Genomic DNA, 24,278 nt, shown 5'->3' on the forward strand with positions numbered 1-24,278 from the left:
CTGCGTCAGTCGGAGACACGGCGCAGGAAAAGCCACATTCCCTTGGTGCCGTGGGTCTGCCGGGTGAATCCCTCTTCGGCGGCGAGGGCTTCGGCCTGTCCGACGGAAATCCCGGGATAGCGGGCCGGATTGACGCGGATGTGCCCACGGACGTTCGGGGCGCCGTTGCGGATCTCCCCGCGCAGTTCCTCGCGCAGTCGCTCGGCCGGGACCTTCCTGCGCTTGCGGCGCGACGACCATGCGATCAGGAGGTTCACGAGCACCAGCGCGGCGATGCCGGCACCGATACCCCCGAGGGCAACCGGGCTGACGGCGCCGCCGGGCGGGGCCGCGAGCAGAACACCGGCCATGTGCATCGAGGGGGAACCTCCGGGTGGCAACAGCAGAGGGCCCGCACCCTAGCGACTCCTGTTGTTCGCACGTCCGTCCATGGAGTGACGACCCGGCACACCACATCGCCCGCCGTGCCGCCGCATCAGCGCTGGTCCACGCCTCGACTTCACCCATTCATCACACGCGTTCACATGGCCACCCCGGGAGCCCCACCTCACCACCACTGGCCCTTTCCGAGTGGATCACCATCTTTTTCCGCCCGGATGAGCAAGGCATGGGGGCGGCATCGACCGGAACCGGCGTACTTGTAGGGTGACATGTGCATTACGGGGGAGCTGTTGATCACTTGAGCGTCGTGCTCCATTTCTCTGCGGGCTCCCACACATCGTCGAGACTCATGGGGGACCGGGTTCATGTCGTACCCTCCGCCGCCCGGAGGGCCGGGCGGCGCGTATCCACAGGGGCAGGGAGGGTGGGCCCCACAGCCGCAGCAACCGCAGTCGCAGCCGGGTGGCGTGCCCTACCCGCCCCAGACCGCGCCAGGTCACTACGGCTATCCGCCGCAACCGCCCGCCACGGCTCCGGGTTGGCCCGCGCCGCCCCACATGCCGTACCCGCAACCGCAGCCTCCCGGTGGAACGGGTGGGCCGGGTGGACCGGGTGGACCCGGCGGTGACCGGGGCGGGAGCGGCCTGAAGAAGGCCGTCATCGGTGTGGTCGTCCTGGCCGTACTCGCCGTTCTCGGCATCGGCGGGCTCGCCGCGTACCAGGCCTTCGGCGGCGGCGCGATGCCCACCGCGGCGGGGGACGCGCAGGGCGAGCAACTGCTGAGCGCCAAGGACATCCAGGAGTTGCTCGACGGCCGTAGTCAGGCGTTGGGGAGCGGCGAGGAGGACACGTATCTCGCCCCCTTCACCGGCGAGGCCAGGGACACGCAGAAGAGCCTCTTCGAGAATCTGCGCAAGATCCCCTTCGCGCAGGCCGAGTACTCCGTCCTCAACACGACGGGCACGAGCACCGACGAGTACGGCGACGGGGCCTCGGTCGCCCTCGACGTCGCCTTCGTCCACAAGATCCAGGACGTGGACGTCCGGCCGGTGTCCGAGTGGTACCGGTGGATCATCAAGCGGGAGTCGAAGGACGCCGAGCCGCGGATCACCAAGGTGGGTCCCGCACCGGGTGCCTTCGGTGCCAAGAGCTATGTGTTCTACCCGGCTCCCTGGGACCTCTACGAGGACATGCACGTCGTCAAGAAGGCCCACACGCTGACGATCTCGGACAAGAAGCACGCCGCCGACACGGACCGCTACGCGCCGTACATCGAGAAGGCGGCGAAGGACGACATCGAGCTGTGGAAGGCGAACGGTCCCGAGGACACCGAGACCCCCACGGGCTTCGTGACGGTTCTCGAGCCCGACCGCAAGACCTACTCCTCCCTGTACGGCTCGCAGTCCGTCGACTGGGAGGCCGGCCAGAGCGTGGCGATGCCCACCTTCGACGCCGGGTTCGGCGGTGACGAGAAGGACCTGGAGTACGGCGGTGCCCGGGTCAAGATGGACACGTCCGGGAGCCGCTTCACCAACGCGACGTACTGGCCGAAGCTCGTCCAGGAGATCTCCCACCACGAGTTCGCGCACGCCGTCGTGCAGCCGCTGGAGGCCGCTTCCGGCGGGTTCGCCACCGAGTCCAACACCCGCTGGTGGGTCGTCGAGGGTTTCGCCGACTACGTGGCGTTCCGCTTCGACAGTGAGCTCGGTGCGTGGAACATCCGCAACGACGTCACCGGCAAGGAGTTCAGCGGCACGCTGCCCGAGGATCCCGGGGCCGGGGACGAGGTCTCCACGAACTACACGGTCAGTTACCTGGCCATCCGGTTCATGGCCGAGAAGAACGGCGAGGCCGCGGCTCTTCGGTTCGTCACCGACCAGTACCGCCACCCCGGGCAGCTCGACCAGCAGTTGCGCGAGGCCACGGGCATGGGGGAGAGCGAGTTCCAGGCCGCCTGGGCGCGTTACGTGAGGAGCAACAGCTGATGAGTACAGACGGCAGTCAAGGCTCCGCCGGCCCGTACGGGCAGCAGCCTCCGCCCGGCCCCCCGCCGGGGTACGGGTACCCACAGCAGCCCCCGGCACCGCCGCAGGGCCCGCCGCCGCAGCCGTACGGCCATGGGTACGGCGGACCGCAGCAGGCCCCGCCGAACACGCCGCCGCAGGCGCCCCCGCAGGTGCCGTCGCAGGTGCCGCCGCCGGGGTACGGGGTCCCGCAGGGCTACGGCCATCCACAGCAACCCCGGCAACCGGGCTACGGCTATCCCCAGCAACCCGGGCAGCAGGGCTACGGGTTCCCGCCGCAGCCCCCGCAGCCGTACGGGTACCCAGGGCCGGGCGGCCCTGGCGGCCCCGTCGGCCCGGCCCAGCCCGGGGCCCAGCGCAAGAAGCCGGTCGGGATGATCGTGCTGCTCGTCATGGCCGTGCTCCTGCTGAGCGGGGCCGGTTTCGGGGCCTGGTACATGCTCGTCGGCTCGGCGAGCAACAACGTGCTGTGGAGCGTGGCCTCCAAGCGGGAGGGCGCGGACGTCGACGCGGTCCTCGGGGCGAAGACGCGCGGCACCTGGTTCACCGACAAGGCGGTGGTCCAGACCCTGCCCAACGGTGTGAAGGCGTACGACCTCGACAGCGGCAAGCAGCTGTGGGCGAGTGCGCTCCCCGGCGACAGTAGCGAGGCGTGCGTCGCGCCCGAGAACTCCTCCGGCGACATCGGCATCGTCGCCTACGGCGAGGGGAAGGCCTGCGACCACCTCGTGGCCTACGACCTCGGCACCGGCAATCAGCTCTGGGACAGGGACCTCAGGCCGGGTGGCACCACGTCGAAGGACGAGGTGTCGGTCGCCCGGGCCGGCGATGTGGTCGTCGTCAACGCCGCGAAGGTGACGCTGGCGCTGAAGGCGGCCGACGGCACGGCGGCCTGGGACCCGAAGAAGTTCGCGACACAGGACTGCGGCAGCGGCGAGTTCACCGGCGGCAAGGCGCTGATCCGGGTCCGCGGCTGCCAGGTCAACGACTTCGACGACCCCGACTGGGGCCAGAACTGGGACGAGGTCTCACTGATCGACCCGGCCACGGGACAGGCGCGTTGGACCTACCACCACAAGGTGCCCAAGGACAGCTTCGGCGAGATCGAGGGCCGCGACGTCGTCTCGACCTCTCCCGTCGTCCTGATCCGGCACGGCGACGACGGGGAGGCGCTCTTCTCCCTCGACGACGAGACGGGCAAGGTGCGCAGCCAGTTCTCCCCCGCCACACCGTCCGAGTACGTCAGGACCGACGACTCGCTGGGCGGTCCCTGGTCGGAGGCGGGCGTCTTCGGCGACACCTTCGTCATCGGTGCGACCAGTGAGAAGAGCAAGGAACTGCTGGCCGCCTACGACCTGGACAGCGGCAAGCAGCTGTGGAAGACCGACGCGGTCGAGTTCAGGTCGTTCTATCCGCTGCCCGCGGCCGGAGGTGACCGGATCCTCGCCTACAAGACCAGCAACGACACCGACAAGGGCCCCGAGCTGGTGGAGTTCAACGCGAAGGACGGTGCGACGAAGACCGTCGTCGAGTACCCGACGGACGTCCGCAAGGGCATGTCGATATCCGCCAGGCCCTACTGGCACGAAGACCGGCTCTACGTGTCGGAGCCGAACCCTTCCGTCATCTACGGGGAGACGCCGTACACCCTGGTGGCCCTCCCCACCACCGACTGACCGAGGGGCCGTTGTCCAGAAGGCTCCCGTCGCCCGCGTACCGGCGACGGGATCCTTCTGTCCGGGTCAGTACCGCGCGGCGGCCCTCGTCAGCCCGGAACAGTCCTGCCCGCCGGCGGGGTCCGGCTCGTACACCCAGTACAGGGCGGCGAGTTGGGCCAGCAGCAGGACGGGGACGACGCACCCGGCGGCCATGGCGAGGGCCCCCGGCCGCTGCCTCCGGCGCCGCAGGGACAGCAGGAGGAACAGGGCCGCCAGGGCGCACGCGGGCGCGGCCCAGGCGGTGACGTACATGCGGGTGGACGGGCCCAGGTAACGGCAGTTCTGGAAGGTGTCGCCGTCGAAGGAGAAGTGGGCCGCGAGAAGGCCCGCCGAGGCGACGACGAGGGCCGGGACCAGCAGCGACCGGCGCGGCGTGGGGCCGGCCATCAGTACCAGTCCGGATTGGGTCGGACGATCCGGATGTTCTGCTGCCCCTCGTGCTGCTCGGTCGCGGGGAGCCGGCCCTCCAGACTGACGTTCTGGTACGAGTCGCTGTGCTGCGTGTACTTGATCTCGCCGTCCGGCATCACCGCGGTGACGATCGCCGCGTGGTGCGTGTTGCCCTTCTCGATGGAGTCGTTCGGCCCGGACTGCTCGTAGTAGATGATGTCGCCGGGCTTCACGTCGGAGCGCGGGACCTCGCTGCCGCCGTGCTCCAGCATGAAGTTCTGGTTGTTCTCGGCGGCGGCCCAACTGTCGGAGTAGGCAAGCCGTTTGTCGACGCCGTCGACGCCCGTGCGGTTGCCGATCATCCAGGAGTCGTCGTCGGACGTCCCCCAGATGCTGGTCTTCTCCTTCATCCCCGCGTGCAGCAGGGCGTTGGAGACGAAGTTGGTGCAGTTGTTGCCGAAGTCGGTCGGGTCGCCCTTGTCCCAGTTGGCGAGGGCGTACTCGACGAGTTTCACGCGGTCGTACTTGCCGTTGCCGCGCAGTTCCTGCCGTACGCCGGCCGGTATGCCGTCGAGGTTGGCGAGGGCGACCGGCTGGGCCAGCATCATGTCCTTGCGCTGCCGGTCGGTCAGACCGTTCCACCACTGACGGACGGTGGTCGGGTCCTCGCCGACCGGGATGTCGTTCGCGAGCATCTGCATCTGGACGTGTGAGGCGTGCGTCTGGAGGTCGTTGAGGGCCGTGCCGGGATCGGTGAGCCCGGTCTGGCCGGCGAGCTTGGTGAACTCGGCCGCCGCCAACCGGTCGGCGGCCGTGACCTGTTGGACGGCCTGGTCGACAAGATCCTGCACCTGCGTGCGGTACGGCCCCATCTCCTCGGCCTCGGTGCGGCTGCGCGGAGGCGGACCGGTGACCGTCCCGTCGACGCCGATCTCGAGGCCGTACCGCGTGGCGAGGTCCACCGCGGCACGCATGGTGCTGTGCGCGGTCTCGATGGTCGTCGTCATCCCGTCGGCGACCATGTTGACCGACAGGAGAATGTCGTAGGCAGCCTCCAACTGGTCGGCCAGCTTGGCGAACTCGGCGGCAGCGGTGGCCCCGACCTCGTCGGTCCAGTTGTCCTTCAGCGGCTTCGCGCCGTACTCGCGCAGGTCCTTCGCCGCGTCCAGGGAGTACTTGGCCAGGGCGTGCCACTCGTCGGCGGCCGTCGCCCAGGTCTTGGGGCGGGCGTTGTTGATCCCCTCGTACGACACCATGGTCAGCCCCTCCCGAGATCGTGCAGCCCGGCGCGCAGCCGCGACTCGGCCTCGGTGTCCGCACTGTCGTAACCGTCGGCGGACTCCCGCAGCTTCTGGCTGAGTTCGCCCATCCGCTTGGCCAGGGAGACCATGTGCTCCTCCCACTTCTCGGCACACACCTTGAGCTGCACCGGGCTCTCCCAGCCGTTGCCGTAGTGGGAGCCGTACACCTCATCGCTGGTGTCGAGCGAATGACTGAGACGCTTCATCGTCTGCTGGGACAAGGATTCGGTGTCATCAGCCGCGGCGCGTACGCGCGCGGCGTTGATGTCGATGTCGGCCATGGACGACTCCCCCGATGTGAACTGGCTGTTGGTGATCATCGTACGGGGGGTATGGGGGGCGTCCGCGGAACCTTCACACGCGTCTCACGCGTCGCGGACAGCGCTCTTCACAGTGCCTGCTCCGGCCCCCACGGCCCTCTCCGGATCTCGCTGATAACTTGCTCCCGCCGCCAGTTCTTTTCTTTCCTCGGGGGATTCCATGAGCCAGCCGCCGCCGTACCCACCGCCACCACAGCCTCCGCAGCAGCCGCAGCAGCCGCAGCCGCAGGGCGGCTACAACCCGTACCTGCAGCCCGCGCCACCGCAGCAGCAGCCGGGGTTCGGCCCGTCGCCCGTCCCCGGGCAGCCCCCGATGCACCCGGCACCTGCGTTCCCGCCGCCGCAGCCCCTCGCTCAGCGCCCGGCCACCGGCGGCAACCCGGTCGGCGCGATCGTTCTCGGCCTCGCGGCCTCGGTCTTCGTCGCGCTGCTCTACACCGGGCTCATCGCGGCCACGTACAAGGAACAGTCGGTCACCGTGGCCAACACCCTGTACCTGGCCCACGCGCTCATCAACGGCGCGCTCGTGGGGGCATTGATCGGCCGGATGGCCGGCCGCAACACCGGCGCGGTCATCGGTGCGGCCGTCATCGGCGCGCTCGGCGCGTTCTTCGGCTACGTCAACGCGCTTCCGTTGATCTTCGCCGTGGAGGAAACCCCCCTCGCAGCCTGGCACTTCCTCCAGTCCGAACCCTTCTTCCCGGCCAAGGCCTGGTGGAACGACGAGGCGTCCGGCGGAGTCGACTGGTTCTCTCCGCTGGGACTTGTGGTTGCGGCAGCGGCCGCGTGGGGGCTCGCCTACGCGATCGGCAGTAAGCGTCGCGAGACGTGACGTGACGTCGAGGCCGTTGACTACTGGCCGGACTCCCGCGTCCCGGTGGAGCACGATGGCTTTCTTGTGGTGAAGGCAGTGCCCGGCAACTTCTGGGGTCATCCGGTCAGGGCCTCTCCCCCGGTGTGCCGGTGAGAGGCCTGTTCACCGGCGTCTCTCAACTCGCCGCGTCACCATCGCCGTGGTCCATCCTCGCCACCACCTGCGCGATGAAACCGACGAGGGGAGTCAACACGCCCGCCGCGGCCGTCCACAGCCGCCAGGCACCGCTGTCCGGGACGAGCAGCAGGGCGGTCAGGCAACCGAGCGCCACCGCGAGTCCCACGACGACCGGTGCGGACGCGGTCACGAGCCAGCCGGCGCCGAGGTCCAGAGTCTGCACTCGCCGCTCGGGATCCGGCTGCGCGGGTGCCATGACGCCCGCTTCCTCGGTCTGCTCGGCAACCCGGACCGGGACGGCACCCGGCAGTTGCCAGCCGTCGTCGCCCACGAGTTCGGCAAGGACGTCCCTGCCACGACGTTGGTGCGGATGCCAGAGCAGCCAGCCTTGCGCGCCGGTCAGAGCGGTGCCTGCGGCTTCGCCGTCCATCTGGGAGTGGAAGGGAACCTGCCGTCCACCTCCCTCCAGCACCAGACACCGCAACGTGCGGGTGTTCTCCCGACGCTTCTTCTCGTCGGCCGCCTCCGGGCTGCCGGGCGGAGGCACGTCGGTGTGCTTGCCGGCTCCGGTGACGGTGACGCGCAGCGCCTTCCAGTCGGGGCCGACCGTGCGCTTGGGGCGCCGCGGGCTCTCGTTCTTCCACCAGTAGCCGAGCGGGGCGAGAGTGGCCAGGGCCCAAAAGCCCCCGATCGTCCACGAGTCACCGAACTGCACGGCCCGCCCGGCGAGTTGACGCTCCACGTCCTCACGCTGGTCGTCACCGATGGCGCCCAGTTCGGGGTGTGCGGGGACGTAGGCGACGTAGAGATCGCTGCCGACTTCCTGTCGCCGATTCGTGGACGCCTCGAACTTGGCTGGCACAGCGCGCCCCCCGGTCGGTGACGGGAGCAGGACGGTGAGGTCGGCCGTGGCGGCAGCGAAACGGCTGCTGCCCTCCGCGACCTCATTCTCGATCTTCATGACGGGACGCTGCTCGATCACTGCATCCGCCTCGGCGAGTACGGAACTCGTGCCCGTTCCCCGGGCGTCGGCCGCCGCCAGCGTCACCCAGAGAGCCAACAGCGCGGGAACGGCGACCATCGCACCTGCGAAGCGGGCAGACAGCCAGAACGCGCTGCTCAGCCGCGACGGCACCGCGCCTTCCCCGCGGCCTGGGGTCGCCGACGCCGTTTGCACGCCGCATCGGTAGGTGTCGCGGCGGCACCGGCCGCCCCCGCACGCCGCGGCCACACCCAAGATCATCAAGCAGGCCACCAGCAGGGCCAGCGAGCACCACAGGACAGCTGTCCGGACCGGCGTGGCTCCCAGGAAGAGCCATGCGGCGGTCAGCGCCACAAGGGCGAGCGGGGCGGCTGAGGCAACGAACCTTCCACAATGCGGGAAGAGGTGAAACACGGCGAATTCGGCTGCACCGTTCGCACCCTTGTCCATAGTCCACTCAGTGCTCACCCGAACGCTCCGTAGCGTCGCGTGTCGGGCCGCTCCCGCAAGGCCTTGCCATCCTCACTCGCGTCTTTCCGTGCGTTAGCGGCCGCACCAGGCCTTTCATCTTCCTCCTCCGCATTGGGATCACCGTTGACGGCCCCGTCGAGTTGCTTGGAGATGTTGCCGCCCGCGCCGAGGCCGAAGCCGATGGGGGCGTTGGTCGCCACATCGCCGACCAGGCCGTGCGCCGTGGAGACTGTTCGTCCGTCCGTGGCCCTGTGAACGGCTGCGCCGCCGGCTCCTCCGGTAAGGCCTCCGGCGACGGCACCGAGCGCCAGCTGTGACCCGTCGAAATGTTGCTTGCTACGAAGGTTGTTGATGGTGTCACCGGCGACCGAGGAGAGAACGCCTACCGTCGCGCCGTCCACAGCATTCGCCATCACGCCTCCGCTTAGCTTCGAGGCCAGATGACCCGCCAAATACCTCCCGCCAACTACACCCACGGCACCATTGATGGCGTTGCTCCGATACTCGGGGCCACTGTCGGTGGCCAGGCTCGTCGCGATCCCCGTCCCGGTCCCCGCACCCCACTGCACGCCGAGCTCGACAGCCAGCCGCAACCCCTTGCTGTCCCTCACCAGCCCGCGAACGTACCGAAACACACGCGCGGCAGCGCTGAGCAGCCGACCCAACTTCGACGCGGCATCGGCGGCCTGCGCGGCCAGACGCAGTGCGTTGGCAGCTCCGGCAGCAGCCGAAAAGCCCAGCGTGACAAAGGAAAGCGCGGCGGAGGCGGCGATGGACACGCCGATCTCAAGGTAGATCCGATGAATGTCATCATTGATCTCCTCGATGTTGTCGGCCGCCTCCTCAAGCCCCTTGGCCGCCTGCTCGAAAAGCGGCAGAGTCTCCTCGACCGCTCTCCCGACCTTCTCCCAATACTCACGGAAGGCCTCGGCGGACTCCCCCCGCCAATGCTCACCGAGTACGCCCCGCACCCTCCTGTCGAGCCCGCCGTACGCCTCCCCAAGCTCCTCCCCCATCGTCCGCCACCCATTGGCCGCGGCCCGCAGCACATCCGGACGGCCACCGGGATTCACCACCTCGATCCCGGCCTCGTACACCTTCTCGGCGACACTCTCCTCGCTCACGTCTTTCCACCCTTGAACAGACCGGCGAGAGCCTCGTCCGACGCTTCGGAATTCTTCGCGTTGTCCTTGAGGGCCTGACTCACCTCATCGAAATGCCGAGCCAGATTCCCCAACGATTGGACCATCCCCGCGGCCAACTCCACATAGGCCGAGGTGGCCTCTTCGGACTCCGTCAGAAACCCGAAACCGTCATGAATCTGCTCCGCCCCCGTCGTACCCTGAAATGCCCTGACCGCACTAGCCAGGTCATACGCCCGCGTACCGAACGCGCCGGCCAGCTTCGCCAGTTCCTGCGGATCTAAGTAGAAGTCACCAGACATGCGCCGCTCCGTGCACTCATCCCTCGACGACCTTGGACTTGCACTTCCGCAACCGCGCGCCGACCGAAGAGTCACGTACCAGCACACGATGGAGGGACGGCGTCAACTCCCTGTCAGCTGGCACTACTTCTTTCGGACCCGCGACGTGGACCGTGGACCGCAGGCACATCAAGGGAGCCTGGGAGATCTCCCCGACGATTCAAGGGCGGCTACGCCGCCGAGGCGGACCTGCTCGCCGCCTACCGTGACGCCACGCTCATGCTCTTCGCCCAGGAGGGACAGCAAGGCCCGTACACCGTCACCGAAGACGACGGCACCCGGCTATGTCCCCGCCTTCACCCATCCCGACCACGCCCCCGACACCTGGCACCAGTGGCAGCACACCACCGGCCGACAGCTCGCGGCGGCGGGGCTCCCCGTCCGCCTCAATCCGGGGCAGCGCATCAGTCTGACGATCCCTGCCGAGGCGCTGCGGCAGATGGGCAGCCGCTGACCCGGCCCACCCGGAGAAAACGTCGTCAGGACCTGACCGGAGCGGAGCAGCCGTGGGCTTTCGCCGAGCGCTCGGCGAAGGCACGCAACGCGACCCGCTCGTAGGCGAGTTCCGACGAACTCACGGTCTCGCCAGGTTCGTCGCCGTTACGCCCGCCAGCGGCCTGAAGGGTGAACAGGGCCTGTCCGTCAGAACACTTGGCCGTAGTCCAGCCGGTCCTGTCGCCCGGTCGGCGATCGTGCGCGGGAGTGTCGGGGGACGGCACGTCCTCCCCGTCGTACTCCTGGTTGTCGGCGAATTCCTCCCGGACGTAAGGGCCGAATCTGGCCACCAGGACGTAGCGCATGCCGAGGTCCGTGTCCGCCAGTCGGCACATTTCGTACGGGGCTCCCCCGCGCTCGGTCTCGATGGCAACCGACACGCCCTGGTCGGCGTTGATGCCGGAGCAGGTCCCGTCCGCCGTGCCGAGCGGCCGGTATTCGGTCTCGTTCACCGGCAGGCCGAGACTGCGTACGGGTTGTCCGAGTCGGGCACCGCAGCGGCGTGCCGTCGACGCCTTGGCCGCAGTGGACGTAGCGATCCTGGCGAACTCCGGTCGGTTAGCCGGGTCGTCCAGGGTCTTGTCGAGCGTGGTTTCGACGGTGACGGACAGGCCTTTGGTACGGCCGGCTCCGGCGCACCCGAGGACCAGGCTCACGGTGACGTCCTCGGCCTCGTCCGTGTCGAAGGGGTCCCCGACATGCTTCGGCCGCGCCCCGAAGAGTCCTGTCCAGCCCTGTCCGACCGGCACGGAGAGTGCCGCCTCTCCGGGTGGCCCCGTGTAGAGGGAGTCCAGGCGGTCCCGACCCACGTAGGCGGCGTCGAGGACTCGGATGTCGGCGCTGCCGCCACCGTCGATCTGCACCTCGCACCGCACCAGGCCCATGTCGGTCCGTTCCGTGTTCTCGACATCGACCGCTCCCGGCCCGAGGACGTCACGCACCACGTCCCGGTCGAGAAGACCGTTGCAGGCGCCGTCGAGCGCCGACTCGTCCTCCCAGCGCTGGAAATCCCCGTGAACGAACAGGAATCCGGCGACGGCGACGGCCGCGGCGGCCAGCGTGGCCACCACCCGGAGGACGATCCGCCTCACTGCCATCCCTCCACCTCTCCCAGCATCTCGCTGTCGTGGCACCGCTGTTGCCGGGGCCAGCCGTCGGGATCGGTGAGATAGGCGTCCATGAGCTTGCGGGCGTTGTGCGAGTAGGCGGTCCGCTGCGCTTCGCTGAGCGTGCGCTCGTCGAGAGTGCCGGTTTTCATGGTCACCGTGACACGGTGGTAGGTGCTGCCCGCGGCGCATGTCGACCTGGCCCACAGGGCGAGTTCGGTCGGCTCGCCCTCACTGATGGCCTTCGTACGGCGCCCTTCCTGGAAGCCGTAGCTGTCGCCCGTGTAGTCATACTGCTCGACGGCTGACCGGCCCACTCCTCCGGCCCAACTCGCGGCCGAGACATCGGTGACCGCGTCCCGCGGCATCGGGTCGGTCTCCGTCCAGTCCTTACGGTCCAGGATGGTGGCCGTGCAGACGTTCAGCAGCCGGGAGTTCTGAAGGTCGCCGACGGCGGTCCAGTTCCCCGGGAAGCCGGTGCGCCTGCCGAGCCCACGGCACTTCTTCGCATCCAGTCCCGGCTCGTCGACCCGTACGGTCCTGATGTTGCTGCCGTCAGGATCCGCGGTGACGTCGGCCTCGTAGGTGTCGATGATCCGCGTGGGCTCCGCGAGCGGGGAACCCCCACACTTCTGTCTGCCGGTGATTCCGTTCGCGACATGAACGGCGGTACGGAAGCCCATGAGGTCCCGGCCCTGCTTCCCCTTGCCGGATACGGACAGGTCGACATCGGCGGTGACATACATCTGGGACACCTTGCGCACCTGACTCTCGAGCCCGCCGGCACACTCGGCGACGATCCACGCCTGCCCGTCCTCACCCGCTCTGCCCGTGACGCCGGGCACCTCGTACGACTCCTCCTCGGCGCCCGCCATGATGTCCTCGACCTTCACCGACATCGGCATCGGCGACACGAGCGCGGCAGCCCGCACCCGCACCGACCCGTGCCCCGGCCACGTCACGGCGCAGTTCACGAGCGAACGGCTCTCCTCGCCGGGCTCCAGCACGGTGCCGTACTGGCTCACCTCGCCCACGACCGCGTCGGGTACGAGACTCCTCAGATCGCCGTACGGCAGCAGTCCGCCACAAGCACTCTTCAACTGCGCCCTATTGGCAGCCGTATGTCCGCCGCCGGGCCCTGCGGCGAGGAAAAGACCGACCATCCCTCCGACGAACAACACGATCGGCAACCCGATGAGCAGCCGCTTGCCCGGCCTCCAAGACCTCTGGACCACTGAATTCCCCCGCAGCGCCTGTGATTCGACGTCCATGCTTCACGAGGGCAGGACCGCCGGTGCGCCACACCCGTGGCGGGCCGCAGACTGCTCCGCGAAGTCCTCCAGATCCGCGCGCTCCTCTTTCGTGAGCGGGTCCGAGGTGAACTTCCGGTCGCTGCCCTCGATCGGCGAAGCGTGGTAGTAGCCGATGCCCAGGGCGCCCTGGCAGGTGGCTGCCGTCCAGGCCGTGGACCTGTCGACCCCCGAGGGGGTGTCGTGGCCGCCGTACTTGCCGTTGACGACCGCTTCGGACGCGTCGCTGAAGGGGCCGTACGCGGAGACGAGTCGCAGGCTGCCGACGAGGACGCAATCCTCCACCGGCGACTTCCCCGCGGCGGTCTCCCGCACCGTCCGCGTGGAGGTCATGCCCTTGCAGGTCCCGGTGGCGGAGCCGGCCGACACCGTGCGGGCGGTGGCCTCGGGGGCGGCGAGCTTGCCGGTCTCACCCGGTTCCGTCTGGCAACCCGTCTTTTCCGCCGCGCGCTGTGCCGTGCCCGTGGCGGCCCGAGCGAGCTTGAGACGTATCGACTCGGTGGCCTCGACGTCGTACGGCGAATCGGCCGTGACGAGGATTCCGCTGCCCTCTTTGGACGACCAGTTCGTGCAGCTGAGGAGCACCGACGCGGTGGCCTCCTCGTGCTTGGTGACCATGAGCCCCTGCCACCCGCCGCTCAGGGGTACGGGAGAGGCCTTCTCATCATCTTGGTATGCGCCGTACGTGTTCTGGGCGCCGGCCGTGGTCTCGATGGCGATCTCGACGCCGTCGACCATGCATCGCGTCGCCAGACCGGCGGGCTCCGTCACATCGCCCGACACGTCGAACTGCCGACTGGAGACGTCGAATCCCAGGCCGAGCAGAGAGAGCTTCGACTTCCCCGAGAGGTCCAGTACCGAGTCGACCGCGAGCATCCCACTGCAGGCCCGTGCGGTCTTGGCGGCCGGGTACTGGAGTTGGAATCCGTAGTACCCGGCCCCCAGGACGGCCAGCGTCACCACGGAGCCGATCAGCCGACGTCTCCCTTTTCCTCGGAACAGAGCCCGAGAGTCCCACTTCATCCGACGTGATCCCTGTCTGCGTGACGAACGACCGAACCTGCATGCACCGCGTGCGACCGCCGGGCCGCCTCTCGCTTCCCGGGTCAGCCCTGGCCCGTGCCCCTCTTGTCCTGGCCGTAACCATCCAGGTTGCTCTCAGCCGACTGGAAGCCCTGCTCGACCTCGTTGGCCAGGATGTTGTTGTAGTCGGCGACGTCACCCTTGCCCTGGGCCTCGGCCGAGTTCTGGTAGGCATCCTGGAGCACCGCCGTGGTCGAGTGCTTCGAGTTCTCCCAGTCCGCGCCACTGGAGTACACCGTGTCACCCAGGGTGTCCCGCTCGGAACCCTGGACGATCTGGTTGATGAGGTCTCCGGTGACCGTGGTCGCGATGCCGCCCACTCCGGCGCCGACCGCGGGCGTGGCGATGAAGGAGGTGCCGACGCCGATGCCGGTGCCCACGATGCCCGCCGCGTAGCTGCCCGCGCGCCCCATGGCGTCGTTGTACGCCTTGTCGGCCTCCACACCGGAGCCGATGTCCGACTCCCGTCGGCCGATCGCGATGCTGCCCTGGACCTCGCCGGAGGACCTGGCGATCTCCCTGAGCGCGGTGTCCGTGGACCCCTTGAAAGCGTCCGGGTGCTGGAGGTGGTAGTCGACGAGGTTCGACGTGTAAGCGCTCTCGCCGAGATTGACCGCCGCGTAGCCGTCCGGGTCCTTCCCGACGGTCATCAGGAAGCGGGAGGTGTCCCGCTCGTCGAAAACGGCCCGGGTGCCCGAGAGCGGATAGAACTCGCCCTTGTTGTCGGACTGGTCGTTCGTCAGGGACTGGTGGATGTCCGGCATGTATTCACCGGCCATGCGCCCCAGACTGTCCTGCATCCCGTCGTGGGCCAGTCCGTCGTCCTTGGAGACGTCGTGCACGACCTTCTCCATGAGGGCGGCCTGCTGCTCGTTGTGGGCGGGGGTGTCCGCCGAGGGACTGCTGTCGTACGAGTGTCCCGTCACAGCGGATTCCAGGGCGTGACCCAGGTTGTTGTAGCCGCTGGGGTTCTTGTCGTCACCGGTGTAGGCGCCCCCGTCGGGCCAGTGCCGGTCCTTCATCAAGTAGTCGTAGTGGTCGACCTTTTCACCGTTGACCGAGGTCTCGGAGCCGAAGAACTCCGTGGAGGCCGCCGGGTTGTGGCCCAGGGCGTCCATGTACCCGGCCATCGGGTCGAGCGCCCCGATGTTGGTCGTACCCAGCGTCCGCGGGTAGCCCCAGTAGGCGTCCGGGTTCTGCCCGGCGTTGGCGCCGTTCTTCTCCGCGGTGATCAGCGCGTCGCCGTAGTCCTGGAGGAAGTCCTTGTCCCACTTGCCCTCGCTCATCAGGCTGCTGGTGAGCTGGTAGCCGCTGAGGCCGTACGGCGACTCGGTGGGGTTGGCGTTGAAGTCGCGCTGGCCTGCCTTGAGCAGGTCGTTCTGGAACTTGGTGATCTCCGGGTCGGGACCGCCCTTGCGGTGGTCGTCGGACGTGGTCGCCGTTCCGATGGTGGTGCCCAAGTTCGCCTTGAGCTCCTTGAGTTGGGCCAGCTGCGCCTTGGAGAGCGTGGTGCCGGCCGGCGGGCTCATGAGCTCGTTGTACTTGCTCAGCACGTTCTCGCCACCGGTCTTGACCGCGAAGTCCCTTGAGAACTCCGGGTCGTTCTTGTTGGCGGAGAGGAGCAGGTTGAGCTTGGTGATCTCGGCGTCGGAGAGCCGGCCCTTCTTGTTCATCAGGGCGGCTGCCTGCTCGGCTTCGACGGAGTCGAGGGTGGTGTAGACGCTGGTGTTGAAGGACTGGCTGTCGCCGTTGGCGTCGCGTTCCAGAGCCGAACTGGCGGCCTCATCAGCGGCGGTGGCCACTTCCAGCACCCGCGTCAGCCGGGAGACGAGCGAGTCCAGCTTCTTCTTGCGTTCCTCGGCGAGACCCGGCGAGGCGGAAGCGGTCGGGCTGTCCTGCCGCGGGTCGACGTCCTCGACGCGCCCGTCGTCGTAGACCTTGTAGTGGTCGTTGCGGGCTTCGTCGAGCAGGGCGTGCAACTGCTTCTGTGACGCGGCGAATTCACCGTGCGCGTCCAGCAGCAGCTTGGCGATGCGCTCCGCCTCGGTGGCGGCGTTCTCGTACTCCGTCCGGGCCTTGCCCATGGTGACGAAGGCGGCCTCGGCCGCGTCGCCCTCCCAGTGGCCCTTGAGGTGGTTGACGACCCGCTGCTCGAACTCCCGCTGCAACGCGTCGTACTTGGCCGGCAACGCTTTCCAGGACGCGGCGGCGTCGGCCAGCGAGCCGAGGTCGGCCTTGTCGAGGTAGGGGATGGACACCATGTGCGACAGCTCCTTGTGAGGGGGTCCCGGTCCGACTCGATGGACTCACCCGGGCGGCGCTACGACGACGGCCCGGGCGGCCCCATTCACCCGAAGGGCGTGCTGATCGAGCGCTGCCGGGCCTGTTCCTCCTGCTCGGTGCTGGTGTAGTGGCCGGAGGTGGTGTGGAGCTTGTCGCTGATGTCCTGGAGCAGGCTCTTGAGGTTGAGGACCTGGGAGCCCCAGCGGACGTCCATGGTCACCAGGGAGCCGGCAGTGGCCCAGGAGCCCGCCTCGGCCATACCCCCCGCACTGTGCTTGTTCAGCCCCCTGGAGGCGCTCAGGCAGTCGTCGTCGGCGCCGTTGTCGACGTTCTCGGTGTCACCGCGCAGTTCGACGAGGGCGTTGGCAGCCTCGTCGAGGCGCTGTGTGTCGACGTTGGTACCGCCACCGCCGCCCCCTCCACCGCCCTCTGCGGGCACGGAGTTCAGCCGCGTCTGAGTGGATCCGCTGTGCTGCGGTGCATCGAAGGGAGTACTCATCCCTTGTCCCATCCCCGTTGTCAAAGTGGTGGACATGCCCGTCCACTCACTCGCCCAGGATTTCGTTGCATCCGTACGACGTGAGGTGCCCACTCCGGCCGAGCCTCGCGCTCGGCGACCTAGGCAAGGACATGCCAATCAGCAGGCCGAAAGATACCGGATCTTCCTTTGCCCGGCCCACTGTTGGCCGCACTGTGGGACGCGAAAGCGAAAGGGCGCCTGCGCGGGCTCCGTCGGGGCGAAGCAGGAGTACACGAGGCCCTCCATGCCATCACCGACGGCATGGAAGGGGCGCCCCTCGGAGGTCGTGGGGGGGTGGATTTCCTGTAGAGGTTCTGTCCATGCACCAACACGACCAGATGGTGGCGTCGGTCCGTCAGGTCAGCGGTCCTTGAAATACAGGACCGCCTGGGTGTAGGCGACACGGACGTCCACGTGCTGCGGCTCAAGGTGGTAGACCTTGTTGACGCCGCGGTACTCCATGACGGTTCCCGAGCCCCGGCTGCGCCACAGAGTGCGGCTCGGACCCGTGACGCGCATGTCATCGCCGTCGCCGTTGAGCAGTGCGTATACCGCCAGGCAGAGCCAGAGGGGCGCCCGCAGCGGGGCGAACAGATAGTACGAAAGCCAGGAATACCAGGTGCCGACCTTGCCGGTGATCGGCTGCGGGTACCGGTCGGCTGCACCGTCCAACGAGCGCGACGAGGGCCCAAGAGGAGACGGCCCGGGCGACGCGTGATGCGCGCCAGCAATGTGCCGTCGGCGGCGAACACCTCGTAGGTTTCATTGCTCGCAGGACGAACGGAGCACAGCAGGCTGCTGTCAGGGCCGCCGTAGATCGTGAACGCCTGACGGGACGGCTGGCCCGTCTTCTCGGTCAACTCGGGCGCGAAGACGATCGAGGCGGCCGGCCTCTTGCCGCCCTGTGCCCCAGAGGAGGCAAATCCGCTCGCCGATGTCACCCGCGATGGAGTGCCTGCCGTCTGGGATCGGGGCCTAAGGAGCAGAGCCCGTCGGCTGTTGCCAGGAAGGCGCCAGCCAGTGCGGCTGCGTCAACTGAGCGTGCCGGTGCGGGTCCTCGTACAGGTCCGTCGAGCGATGCAGGACCAGCCATTTCGGCGCGCAGCGCACGCTGTCCTCGGGCAGGCGCCAACCGTGCTCCCCCGCGATCTGCAACGCCCTCGTCACGCCGATCTGCCGGAAATAGCTGTCGTCCACCAGGATGGTCCGGGCCACGCTCCCCTCACGTCCACCGGCAGCCGAACCGCCTGCGAGACGCCGGCGCAGTCGAGCCTCCGCCCGGCCCCTGCCCGTACTCCGCTCGCGCCGCAGCCGGTCACGACTCAGCCAGACCCGCCGAGGCGGACGTGCCCGGGGATGCCCGAGCAGGTTGCTGAAGGCGTCAATGACACTCAGTACGACCGGGGCCCAGACCATCACGACGAGGTACAGAACACCCCAGAACCACTGAAAAAAGTACCGACTTCACAGCCAGACCGCGGACTTGGGGGGACGGGGCCCCCACGCCGGATCGGTCTGGTTCACGGGCATCGCAACTGCAGCCACACCGGCAGCTTCTTCTCACCGGCGTCGGCCAGCACCCACCCGAACTCGTTGTGGGCGATGTCCAAGGCGCGCCTCGCGCCCAAAAGGCGGTAGTAGCAGTCGTCGATGCCCAACCGGTGCCTGCCTCCGGAGCAGGGAAGCGGCACAGGCGCCCCGGGTCGTGGTGGGACGCAGTTCAGGCGGTGGTCCTCGAGAAACTGCCGCAACTCGCGCTCCTGCTCCAGCGGATCACGGATCCGGTCGAGACGCAGTCGCTCCCGGTCCACCCAGATCCGGCGCCGCCAACGCGGTTTGCGGGTCCGCCCCGTTCCCGAGCCCTGAACCTCGACCTCGAGAACGGTCAGCAGCAGCAGCGGAATCCGGGCAAGCAACCAGATAGAGGGGCCCCAGAGCCACTGCACGCAATATCGTGCCCAGATACGCGACGCGGACTTGGGCGGTCTCGGATCCCACTCCCGGCCGAATCCACTGGTCATTGTGCTCATCCAAATGCTCCGAGACCTTGACGAGCCAGATCCTTGTACTTCTCGTATTTCCCCTGCACCTCGTCGGACAGCGCGTTTTCCGCCGACTCCACGAACTTGTATCCGCGGTAGGCGGCCTCGGAACCACGCGAGACCCACGAGGTCGGATCAATGAACGTCTTGCCGTTCTCACCCAGCTTCACGGCTTCCGCCAGAGCCGGGATCTTACTCAGTGGAGTGTGGTCGATGATCTTCGGAAAGAGGTGTTCGTCCGCCCATTTGACCGGACTTGTCAGTGGCCTCTCGTACCGCGTGGCGTCGTTGAGAACCCGTTCGGTGGCCATCGCCAGCCGGTCCTTCACCGAATCCGCTGTGACGCGGTAGACCGCCTTGCCTTCGCCGAACATTCCCAGGAGTTTCTTGGACTCCAAGAACACCTCAGCGTTCTTGGCCTTCCCGGCGATCTCGGCTATGCGGTCGGTCGCCTTGAACGAGTCCGCCGCGATTTCCACACCCTTCCAGGCACCCATGGCGACCTTGCCGCCCTTGAGGAGGTCACCGAACGGGACGAAGCCCGCGATGTCGAGGCCGATGTCCAACCAGGAACCCTTTTTGGCGCCGGCTGCCCAGCCCACGGCGTGGAAGCCGAGAGCTCCAGCGTTGAGGATCCTGCCCGCGATCTCGAAAACGACGGCTCCGATGACCGTCTCGGAGAAGACGATGGCGAGTACATCGCACGCGGCCGCCGCCATGCCCAGCCAGTCGCCGATCTTGTAGATCGTGTCGGCGTGCTTCTGAATCCACTCCCAGATATCCCCGGCCAGATCCTTGATCCTGTCGCCGAGGCCATTGAGCGCATCCATGAAACGGTCAAAGAGGCCGGGCTTGTCCGGGGCGCCTTCGGCGGCTCTGCGAATGGCCTCGGCCGCATCCTTCGCAGCTTCCTCGTGGTCACCGAGCAGGTCTTGGGCCTTTTTGATGACGGCGTTCAGGTCACCGGTGGCCTCGTTGACCCGCTTGACGGCGTAGTCGAGACGCTTCTGCGCGCCGTCCAGTGCCGCCTGCGTGTCGAAGGTCCTTCCCGCAAGGTGAAGATCGGGATTGGCCTGGGCGTCCTTGAGTACGCGGCGGGCCTCCTCCGCTTCCCGCTCGTAGCGGGCGGCGAGTGTCTGGAACTCGGTGAGCCGGGAGTGCCATTGGTTCAGAGCCTGCGCGGCATCGATCAGGGAACTGTGGCCGTCAGCGAGGTACTTCGGCAACTCTCCGACCGTCTTGGCGAAAGCGGAAGCGGCGTCACCCTCCCACACGCCATCGGCCTTCCCCACCTTGGTGAGCGTGCCGTGAGCATCGCTGAGCCGGTTTCCCACCTTGCCCAAAGTGCTGACGAGCTGCTCCACCGATGCCGGCACTCCAGGTGCCGGGTCGAACCCGAGGGCGTCGTAGGTCTGCGTGGTCATACGTCTACGTCCTCCTCGACGCGGTCATCCGAACGGGTTGGGAGTGGGCGTCGAGGGAACGGGGAGCTGCTTTTCCCCACGGGCTCCGTCGCCCTCATCAAAGGTGATGGAGTCGGCGATGTCCGCCAGAACCGCCTGGTACATGTACAGATCCTGGACGTCAGCTGTGCTGAGCGACATGAGGAGAACCCGGTCCTCGTCGGGAAAGGGCAGCCAGATCTCTATACGGATGGCGAACCGTTCCCGCCTACCGTCAGGGAGCTCCCAGACCATGCGGGTGCCTGAGACATGCACGACAGCTGGTCCGGCCGGAAGGCCGACCGGGAGTACGTCTCCGCCGCCCTCGCCTCGCGCCAGGGTCTCGGCGATACCGGCTGCCGCAAGCATGGGATCCGGGTTGTCGAGGTCCTGAACACTGACCAGCAGGGTGCAGCGACTCACCCGCTCCGGTGGCTCCGACTCATCCGCGCTGCCTCCGACAGGGAAGACGCCCATCGCACTGTAGACGGCGCCTTCGGAAGCCAAGTGCTGCGAATTTGCCCCGTACAGAGCGGCGGTGAGCGCACGAAGCGGCTCCCGCTCCTCCTGGCCACCCCAGTAGTCGCGCGCGAATGCGGCCATCTGCGCGTCGAAAGCGCTCTCGTCCGCGCCCAAGCCCAGAGGGATGACGTGAAACTCCGGTTGAACCTGGAAGCGGAACGCCGGCGGGGCAGTTTCGGCCTCGGCCTGCGCCTCAACTGTGGGGCCTGGTGCCGACGTCATTCGCCGTCAGCCTTCCCGGACGCCTTGAACGCCTCGGCGATCTGGTCCTCCAGAGCCTCATAGATCTTTCGGGACTCCGAGAGACCTTTCGTGACACCGCCCGTGGCATCGGCGATCAGACCGATCCCATAACCCCACTTGTCCTGGAACGCATCACATGCCGCTTCCAACTCGGCGTAACCCGAGCCCTTCGGACCGATGTCCTTCAGTTGCTTCATCGCGGCACGCATGTCGTTCGCGCACTCATCGAGCTGGGTGATCAGCTGAGCGAGCGCGCCAAGTTCAACCTTGTAATAACCAGCCACCGTTGCCCTACTCCCCCGATGATGTCGCGCGTCGGTCCTCTGGACTGCAGTAACAGCACGGCATCCTATGCGTCCGATTTTGCACAACCGCACTCGCCCCTTGGATTCGCACAGACCCTCCACCCGAGCCATCGCCCGAGCGCCGCAGCCTGAGCGAGGGTCCCACGGGGTCAGCGGATTTTGTACAGCCAACCAGTCTGTTCCGCACCCGTTGCCCGCCGATCCCGGCCGAGGGTGTATGGGTGGCCCGGCTCGGCCTCGACTGGCCCAACCCCTATGTCTTCCGCGAGGGCGCCCCCGGAAGACACCGACGTAGTTTGTGCGGGTCACGACGTTTGCTGACGTGGTAGCGCTATTCCGGATTGGTGGCGGTCATGCCGGTGAGACGCTGGCTGTTCGCCGCTTCTCGTGCGTTCTGTGACATCGGCGGGAGCTGCAGCGATGACTTCGTCGAGCGCGGCGCGGGAGGTCGGCAAATCGATGATGGCTCTGGTGATCCGCTCGCGTTCCTTGGTCAGGTCGGCCAGGAGGTCCGAGCAGGTCGACACCAGTTGCTCGCCGTCGTCACGCAGGCAGAATTGTCGCGATGGTGGCGGTGTTCAGGCCGGCTGCGGATGCGGCGCACGGTATCCACGTCCGCTTCGCGGTAGACCCCTCAGGGCGCTTCAACAAGATCGTTTTACGAGCTCTTGGCCAACTAATCGGGCGGTTACCCGAACGCAACTGCGTGAGTGCCGCACCGGAACGAACTTCGGCTACTGCTGAGGCGGCCACTGGTCATGCGGCGGAGCGGGCTGCTGATATGGGTTCTGCTGTGGCTGGACGTACTGCGGATAGGCGACAGGACCACGAGGCTCGCCACTCCCGGAGCCTTGCCGTTGCACTCGACGACCACTCTTGAAGAGCCAAAAGCCTCCGAGCATGGTGAGGAGAGTCATGAGAGCTCCGACGGCCGCGACCCCAACCTTGAAGGAGTCCACGCCCTGAGAGTAGGTCTTGGGCGTGCCGTCGTCTCCGGGGCCAAAGTGCAAACCGGTCCCGGCCTCGCCGATCGCTACCTTCTTTTCCGGAGTAAGTTTTGCCGCGGCCTGTAGTGCCGCTTCGGCGTTGATCACTCCATAGCCGGTCTCCGCGCTGTACCCACGGGAGGCATGTGAAGCAGTCCTTTCGAGGACTCGCTCCACCTGACGCGGAGTGAGATCCGGATACTTGGAAACGATCAGTGCGCTTACGCCTGCGGCCAGAGCGCAAGCCGCCGATGTTCCCTCGCCCGACGTACGCCCGCTGGAACGGTAGTCAGCTTCGTAGACGGAAACTCCCGGGGCAGCGACGTCGATGTAGGAGTGGACAGACGAGAACGACGCGCGCGACCCGTCCGGGGTCGAGGCTGCCACCGTGATGACACCCGGATAGGCCGACGGATACGAAATGGCGTTGTCGCCCCCGTCCGTCTTATCCCCCAGGTTGCCGACAGCGCCGACTAGCACGACGCCCTTGGACAGGGCGTAATCGATCGCTTTCAGATCCCTCTCATTGAAACCACCCCAGAGAACCCTGGAACCGATGGACATCGAGATGACGTCGGCTCCGTGATCCGCCGCGTAGGTGATCGCCTGCGACAGCGCGTCGGGATTACTCATGCTGCCACCCCGATAGTTGGGGTCGTCCTCGTCTCGGACCACCCGCAAGCCCAGGACCTTTGCTTCAGGGGCAACATCAAGGATGCTGGAGGCCATCGCGGTGCCGTGTTCGCCATACCAGGACTGGGACTTGTCATTCGCCTGAAGAAAGTCCGGCCCCTCCATTGCCCGGCCCTTCAACACAGGGTGGTCAGTACGGATGCCGGTGTCGATGACCGCGACGGTGACACCTTCGCCTTGGCTGATGGCGTGGGCTGCGGGGACGGACATGGCGGGCAGTTCCCAGCCCTGTGAGGGATCGGCGGACGCCACAGAGGTACCGGCCAGCGTCAGAACAGCCGCCAGGAGAGTACTGGTCGTAATTCGTTTGATCACTTGCCCAGCACCGTCCTCCGCAGATCACCGGCATAGATTTCCGCAAGGGTCTGCGCCGTTTTTCTGTAGGGAGACCTCTCTTCATATCCAATGAAGGTCCAGGGCTGGGGCAGTATGCCGACCGGACGGGCAGGGTCCGCAGGCCCGGTCGTGATGGTCACGGCATACGGTGAGTCCGGCATGAAAACTTGACTCGAAGCGCCGCCGATAGCCATCTTCTCGCTCCAATCGGCAGCCTGGGTGCCGGGAACGGCAAACGGCCTGACCGTCGGTGCCCGATCGGCGCCCACCGCGTTGCTCTGGATCGTCTCGACCTTGGAGCTGATGGCGTCCGCGTCGGCAGGTGATTGGGCTACAACAAGACCGATGGTCGCAACCATCTCGCCGCTCACGTCGGTGTAAGTCGCTCGGAGTACATTCTTGCACCGATCCGCCAACACATTGCTCGCGAAATCAGTAGAGAATGCTTCCTTGCATGAAGTACCCTTGGCGATTCCCTGACGCGCCCAGATATTGGCGTCGTTGCCGACAGTGCTACTTGCGAGACGAGCAGGGAAAATATCGTCACTCGAGAGATTGTGCCAGGCCTTGGGAATGAACGCATCGTTCGAGTTCTGTTCCGTGGCGCTTTCATAAGTCTTGTAGGCAGTCAAGGCCGTGCCGAGAAGTGGCAATACTGCGAACAGGAGCAGCAAGACACCGAAGACCTTGCGGGTGCCACCTTTCGGTTTCGCCTGCAATATCGGCTGATAGCCCGGGTTCGTCCCTAGCGCAGAAGGTGGCACGCTCTGAGGATTTCCGCCATTCTGGCCTGAACCAGTAGGCATGTATCCAGGCGACTGGTCGGGGTGCACCGAAATTAATCCCTCTAT

24 protein-coding genes and 1 pseudogene are annotated in these 24,278 nt (G+C 67.1%); 4 read left to right on the plus strand and 21 right to left on the minus strand.

Annotation, left to right across the window (positions count from 1 at the left end):
• Positions 1-5: 5 nt before the first annotated feature.
• The gene (locus tag M2157_RS14440) at positions 6-350 is read right to left on the minus strand and encodes a hypothetical protein (RefSeq protein WP_266530446.1); all 345 of its coding nucleotides are present in this window, start codon (positions 348-350) and stop codon (positions 6-8) included.
• Positions 351-938: 588 nt separating this feature from the next.
• Between M2157_RS14440 and M2157_RS14445 the strand changes: the two genes are divergently transcribed.
• Positions 939-2,366 carry a hypothetical protein gene (locus tag M2157_RS14445; RefSeq protein ID WP_280865435.1) on the plus strand — a complete coding sequence of 476 codons (1,428 nt, stop codon included), beginning with the start codon at positions 939-941 and terminating at the stop codon, positions 2,364-2,366.
• On the plus strand, positions 2,366-4,081 hold the full coding sequence (locus M2157_RS14450) for a PQQ-binding-like beta-propeller repeat protein (protein ID WP_280865436.1): 1,716 nt from the start codon (positions 2,366-2,368) through the stop codon (positions 4,079-4,081). The genes M2157_RS14445 and M2157_RS14450 overlap by 1 nt, the downstream gene beginning before the upstream one ends.
• A gap of 66 nt (positions 4,082-4,147) precedes the next feature.
• Here M2157_RS14450 and M2157_RS14455 read toward each other — a convergent pair whose 3' ends face one another.
• Genes M2157_RS14455 through M2157_RS14465 form a run of 3 tightly spaced genes read right to left on the minus strand, consistent with a single transcriptional unit; the run spans position 4,148 to position 6,134 of the window.
• Positions 4,148-4,510, minus strand: a complete 363-nt coding sequence (locus M2157_RS14455; protein ID WP_280862275.1) for a hypothetical protein — start codon at positions 4,508-4,510, stop codon at positions 4,148-4,150.
• Positions 4,510-5,769: an amidase domain-containing protein gene (locus M2157_RS14460; RefSeq protein ID WP_280865437.1), complete on the minus strand. Its 1,260-nt coding sequence runs from the start codon at positions 5,767-5,769 to the stop codon at positions 4,510-4,512. Before M2157_RS14460 ends, M2157_RS14455 begins: the two co-directional genes overlap by 1 nt.
• 2 nt (positions 5,770-5,771) lie before the next feature.
• Positions 5,772-6,134: a type VII secretion target gene (locus M2157_RS14465; protein WP_280865438.1), complete on the minus strand. Its 363-nt coding sequence runs from the start codon at positions 6,132-6,134 to the stop codon at positions 5,772-5,774.
• A gap of 160 nt (positions 6,135-6,294) precedes the next feature.
• On the opposite strand from M2157_RS14465, the gene M2157_RS14470 reads away from it, so the two are divergent.
• Positions 6,295-6,966, plus strand: coding sequence for a hypothetical protein (locus M2157_RS14470; RefSeq protein WP_280865439.1), 672 nt, complete (start codon positions 6,295-6,297; stop codon positions 6,964-6,966).
• 157 nt (positions 6,967-7,123) lie between these two features.
• On the opposite strand, the gene M2157_RS14475 is transcribed toward M2157_RS14470, so the two are convergent.
• From M2157_RS14475 to M2157_RS14485, 3 genes are all read right to left on the minus strand, one after another.
• Positions 7,124-8,260 (minus strand): hypothetical protein, encoded by a 1,137-nt coding sequence (locus tag M2157_RS14475; protein ID WP_280865440.1) that lies wholly within the window; start codon positions 8,258-8,260, stop codon positions 7,124-7,126.
• A gap of 311 nt (positions 8,261-8,571) precedes the next feature.
• Positions 8,572-9,702 carry a WXG100 family type VII secretion target gene (locus M2157_RS14480; protein ID WP_280865441.1) on the minus strand — a complete coding sequence of 377 codons (1,131 nt, stop codon included), beginning with the start codon at positions 9,700-9,702 and terminating at the stop codon, positions 8,572-8,574.
• Positions 9,699-10,022 carry a hypothetical protein gene (locus M2157_RS14485; RefSeq protein WP_280862280.1) on the minus strand — a complete coding sequence of 108 codons (324 nt, stop codon included), beginning with the start codon at positions 10,020-10,022 and terminating at the stop codon, positions 9,699-9,701. Before M2157_RS14485 ends, M2157_RS14480 begins: the two co-directional genes overlap by 4 nt.
• Before the next feature lie 244 nt (positions 10,023-10,266).
• Here M2157_RS14485 and M2157_RS14490 point away from each other — a divergent pair, with 244 nt between their 5' ends.
• Positions 10,267-10,515: a hypothetical protein gene (locus M2157_RS14490; protein WP_280862281.1), complete on the plus strand. Its 249-nt coding sequence runs from the start codon at positions 10,267-10,269 to the stop codon at positions 10,513-10,515.
• A 25-nt stretch (positions 10,516-10,540) separates the two neighbouring features.
• Here M2157_RS14490 and M2157_RS14495 read toward each other — a convergent pair whose 3' ends face one another.
• The 14 genes and pseudogenes from M2157_RS14495 to M2157_RS14560 form a co-directional block, all read right to left on the minus strand.
• A complete protein-coding gene (locus M2157_RS14495) occupies positions 10,541-11,653 on the minus strand; it encodes a hypothetical protein (protein WP_280862282.1) in 1,113 nt (370 codons plus the stop codon).
• Positions 11,644-12,762, minus strand: coding sequence for a hypothetical protein (locus M2157_RS14500; RefSeq protein WP_280865442.1), 1,119 nt, complete (start codon positions 12,760-12,762; stop codon positions 11,644-11,646). The genes M2157_RS14495 and M2157_RS14500 overlap by 10 nt, the downstream gene beginning before the upstream one ends.
• A gap of 174 nt (positions 12,763-12,936) precedes the next feature.
• Positions 12,937-13,995 carry a hypothetical protein gene (locus M2157_RS14505; protein WP_280865443.1) on the minus strand — a complete coding sequence of 353 codons (1,059 nt, stop codon included), beginning with the start codon at positions 13,993-13,995 and terminating at the stop codon, positions 12,937-12,939.
• 83 nt (positions 13,996-14,078) lie between these two features.
• Positions 14,079-16,316, minus strand: coding sequence for a hypothetical protein (locus M2157_RS14510; RefSeq protein WP_280865444.1), 2,238 nt, complete (start codon positions 16,314-16,316; stop codon positions 14,079-14,081).
• Between the two features lie 86 nt (positions 16,317-16,402).
• Positions 16,403-16,837, minus strand: a complete 435-nt coding sequence (locus M2157_RS14515; protein ID WP_280862287.1) for a hypothetical protein — start codon at positions 16,835-16,837, stop codon at positions 16,403-16,405.
• A 381-nt stretch (positions 16,838-17,218) separates the two neighbouring features.
• Positions 17,219-17,530 (minus strand): hypothetical protein, encoded by a 312-nt coding sequence (locus M2157_RS14520; RefSeq protein ID WP_280862288.1) that lies wholly within the window; start codon positions 17,528-17,530, stop codon positions 17,219-17,221.
• Between the two features lie 303 nt (positions 17,531-17,833).
• The gene (locus M2157_RS14525) at positions 17,834-18,073 is read right to left on the minus strand and encodes a hypothetical protein (RefSeq protein WP_280862289.1); all 240 of its coding nucleotides are present in this window, start codon (positions 18,071-18,073) and stop codon (positions 17,834-17,836) included.
• Positions 18,074-18,378: 305 nt separating this feature from the next.
• Positions 18,379-18,888: a hypothetical protein gene (locus M2157_RS14530; protein ID WP_280862290.1), complete on the minus strand. Its 510-nt coding sequence runs from the start codon at positions 18,886-18,888 to the stop codon at positions 18,379-18,381.
• A complete protein-coding gene (locus M2157_RS14535; RefSeq protein WP_280865445.1) occupies positions 18,885-20,324 on the minus strand; it encodes a putative T7SS-secreted protein in 1,440 nt (479 codons plus the stop codon). The genes M2157_RS14530 and M2157_RS14535 overlap by 4 nt, the downstream gene beginning before the upstream one ends.
• 24 nt (positions 20,325-20,348) lie before the next feature.
• A complete protein-coding gene (locus M2157_RS14540; protein ID WP_280862292.1) occupies positions 20,349-21,086 on the minus strand; it encodes a hypothetical protein in 738 nt (245 codons plus the stop codon).
• Positions 21,083-21,391, minus strand: a complete 309-nt coding sequence (locus M2157_RS14545) for a hypothetical protein (protein ID WP_280862293.1) — start codon at positions 21,389-21,391, stop codon at positions 21,083-21,085. The genes M2157_RS14540 and M2157_RS14545 overlap by 4 nt, the downstream gene beginning before the upstream one ends.
• Before the next feature lie 326 nt (positions 21,392-21,717).
• Positions 21,718-22,043: pseudogene (locus tag M2157_RS14550) on the minus strand (hypothetical protein); the annotation flags it as partial.
• A gap of 103 nt (positions 22,044-22,146) precedes the next feature.
• Positions 22,147-23,406: a S8 family serine peptidase gene (locus M2157_RS14555; RefSeq protein WP_280865446.1), complete on the minus strand. Its 1,260-nt coding sequence runs from the start codon at positions 23,404-23,406 to the stop codon at positions 22,147-22,149.
• Positions 23,403-24,260, minus strand: a complete 858-nt coding sequence (locus tag M2157_RS14560; RefSeq protein ID WP_280865447.1) for a hypothetical protein — start codon at positions 24,258-24,260, stop codon at positions 23,403-23,405. The genes M2157_RS14555 and M2157_RS14560 overlap by 4 nt, the downstream gene beginning before the upstream one ends.
• Positions 24,261-24,278 lie beyond the last annotated feature (18 nt).

It is taken from the genome of Streptomyces sp. SAI-127 (assembly GCF_029894425.1).
Classification (GTDB): Bacteria; Actinomycetota; Actinomycetes; order Streptomycetales; family Streptomycetaceae; genus Streptomyces.